General features: G+C 62.7%; 2 protein-coding genes and 1 pseudogene. All 3 read right to left on the bottom strand.

Annotated features, from left to right (window positions below; translation table 11 throughout):
• Positions 1–39: 39 nt before the first annotated feature.
• Positions 40–1,101, bottom strand: a complete 1,062-nt coding sequence (locus QOC89_RS23710) for an ABC transporter substrate-binding protein (RefSeq protein ID WP_323047246.1) — start codon at positions 1,099–1,101, stop codon at positions 40–42.
• Between the two features lie 45 nt (positions 1,102–1,146).
• Positions 1,147–2,172, bottom strand: a complete 1,026-nt coding sequence (locus tag QOC89_RS23705; RefSeq protein ID WP_323047245.1) for an aldo/keto reductase — start codon at positions 2,170–2,172, stop codon at positions 1,147–1,149.
• A gap of 124 nt (positions 2,173–2,296) precedes the next feature.
• Positions 2,297–2,980: pseudogene (locus QOC89_RS23700) on the bottom strand (Rieske (2Fe-2S) protein); the annotation flags it as partial.

The following is a 2,980-nucleotide window of genomic DNA, read 5'->3' as shown; positions in this document are numbered from 1 at the left end:
TTGTACGCATCAAGCCGGTTCAAACCACTTCAAGCCACTTCACGCGGAGGCGTGCAGGAAAATCTGATTGAAGGTTTTCGTCCACGCCATCTTTTCCTTCAGCGGCATCGCGGGATCCACCAGCGTGATCTTCGTGCCCTGCAATGGCGACGCCACCGTTCTGTTAGTCGGCACATAGTCGAGCGACGCAAGAACACGCTGGGCGTCGACCGAAAGCAGATAGTCGTACATCAGCAACGCGGCAGCGGGATGCGGCGCGTGATTCGTCACGGCGATGCCATTCGCGCGCGCGGCCGCGGGTTCCATCAGAAACCAGTCGATCGGCGCGCCTTTGCGTTTCGCCTGCGCGGGCATGTAGTTGTACACCTCGAGGCCGAGCGGCACTTCACCGGCCGCGACGAGATTGGTCAGCAACGAATTGCCGACCCGGGCCGATACGCCATTGCGGTCGACCAGCGTTCTGAAAAATTCGACGCCGTTCTCGCCCCCCATCTGCGTCGCAATCGTCGCGAACCAGTCGGCGCTCTTGGCTTCAATGCCGAGCTTGCCTTTCCAGTGAGGGGCGAGCAGATCGTCGAAGGTCTTCGGCAGATCGCCGCGCTGAATCAAGCTCGTGTTGTACGCCTGCACCCACACCGACAGCATCGTCGCGGCCCATTGGCGATGCGCGGGAATCGTCTCCGGCATCAGTTGCTCGAGCACCGGCGACACAACCGGCTGCAACAGCTTCTCGCGGCGCAAGGCGTCGAGAAACGAGGAGCCCGTATGCACGGCGTCGACGATATAGCGCCGGCCTTGTGCCTCGGCGACACACCGTTGCACGACCTGTTCATCGCCGGCGCGCCACACGTTGACCTTGATGCCGTAGCGGCTTTCGAATGGATCGATCAGCGGCGCAATATCCGACTGTGCGATCGAGGTGTAAAACGTCAGTTCGCCTTCGTCTTTCGCCGCGCGCAGGATGCGTTCGGCACGATCGGCGCCGGTGTACTGGGTGAGCGGCATGTTCGGCGAGATTTTCTCGGCGGCCAGCGCGAGATTCATTGAACTGGCGAGAGGCCAAAGCGCGCACAGCTTGATCAGCGAGCGTCGGGTAGTCATGTTGTCTCCATGTGTTTTTATAGTAGACGGTAGAGCAGGGTTCTTCTACGACGGGACCTCGAAATTGCTGCGCCACACCGCATCGAGCCTGCTGAACGCATCCGCGTCGAAGGGCGCCGCGCCGGACACATCGCACAGTTCTTCGAGCTGATGGCAGGCGGAAAATCCGCCGAGCACGGTCGTGACGCCGGGATGGGAGAGGACGAATCGATAGGCCGCTTGCGCGAGCGTCAACCCCGCTTGCTGTGCGAGGAAACTCAATTGCGCCGCCTTCTGCTGCGCGTCGAAGGTTGCCTGCGAACTCAGGTCGATGCCACGCGCAAGCGGATGGCGCTGCGCGCCCGACACGCTTTCGTCGGTCAGAAAGCCGCCTGCCAGCGCGCTGAATATAGCCGTGCCGGTGCCGCGCCGCGCCGCCGCGCCGATCACGTCGCCACCGTCCCGGTCCACGATCAACCCAGGCGGACACGGCATCCCCGCAGTCGGATTGAGCAGCGTATAGGACACGTTGACCATGCTGAACAGGCCGGTATCCAGCAGCGTTTGAACTTCCGCCGCGTCGTTGCCGCGGCAGATGAAGCCGATATGGCGCGCCTTGCCGTCGCGCAGAATCCGCTGCAAGCCGTCGAGCGCGCCGTTGGGGCGCAGGAAATCGTCCAGGCTCAGCGTCTTGTAGCCGCGTCCTTCGAGTGCCGTCGGCCCGGCGCGCGGCCCGTTGTGAATCTGCAGAATGTCCAGGCATTCGATCCCGAGGCGCCGCAGGCTCGCCTCGGTCGAACGCACCACGTGTCCCGCGATATCGTCGAGATCGGTCACGCGGACCTCGACCTTCGAATTGATCAGTGGCCGCGCGCCTAACGTCTTCAGCACGGCGCCGAGATTTTCTTCAGCCGCGCCGTCACCGTAGTCCGGTGCGTTGTCGAAATAGTTAATGCCGAGTTCGAGCGCGCGTTCGACGATCGCCCGCTGTTCGCTGAAGTTGCCGCGCACCATCAAGCCCGCGTTGCCGCCGCAGCCGAAGCCGATCTCCGAGACGTCGAGACCGGTCATGCCTATCGTTCTGTAGTGCATCGTTCGTTCCTCGTCCGTGATGGACGGAGCGCAGCACGCGCGATGACGTCATCGCACGCGCCGCGCGTGGGGAGTCGGTTTCCGGCAGTGTGAATCAACGCCGGGTGAAGCAACACAGCCTGAATCAACCGGCGTTCGCGTCAGCACCTTCGCTTGCTTCTGCCCGCGCCGTTTCGAACTCCTCGATCCGTCGATGCAGATCCTTCACGAGTTCGAGCGCGGGGCCATAGCGATCGGCGTCGTCGTTGAAGAAACCGCGGTGATACATCTTGCGGAAATTGTGTTTGAGAAGCGGTTGACTATAGTCGGGCGCACTGCCTGACCCGTAGATGATCTCCGGCGACTCGCGATAGAAGTTGATCGGCTCCAGGCCTTCTTCCACCCGGCCAATCTGCGCGTCGAGCTGACGGCGCAACAGCACGATCGGGATATCGGTGCGGCCGAGCAATTCGGTGCTGCGATCGGTAATGGGGCCCTGTGCGTCCCACACCAGCGCGTCCTGCGCGAGCACGTAGTCGAGAATCGGCTTGCCGTTCTCGTCGAAGCGCGGCGGTTCATACCATGGCACCGAATCCTGCTTCGGCGCCTCGACGCCCGGCGGCGCCGCATAAACCTGATAGCAGATGTGATAGGTGTGGGTGTCGTCGACCGGCACGCGAATCTGATACTCGCTGCGCGGCGCGCCGGTCTTGCCGGTCTGCGTGAAGAACGGAAAGATCACGGCAGAGTGTTCGCGCGTGTAGTCGGAGTCGGCGCCGAGATCCTTCGCGTAGCGCACGCCCTTGGCGATGCCGGTTTCCGTTTCGCT

It is taken from the genome of Paraburkholderia sp. (assembly GCF_034668105.1).
Classification (GTDB): Bacteria; Pseudomonadota; Gammaproteobacteria; order Burkholderiales; family Burkholderiaceae; genus Paraburkholderia.
This window is presented reverse-complemented; position numbering and strand designations above follow the sequence as displayed.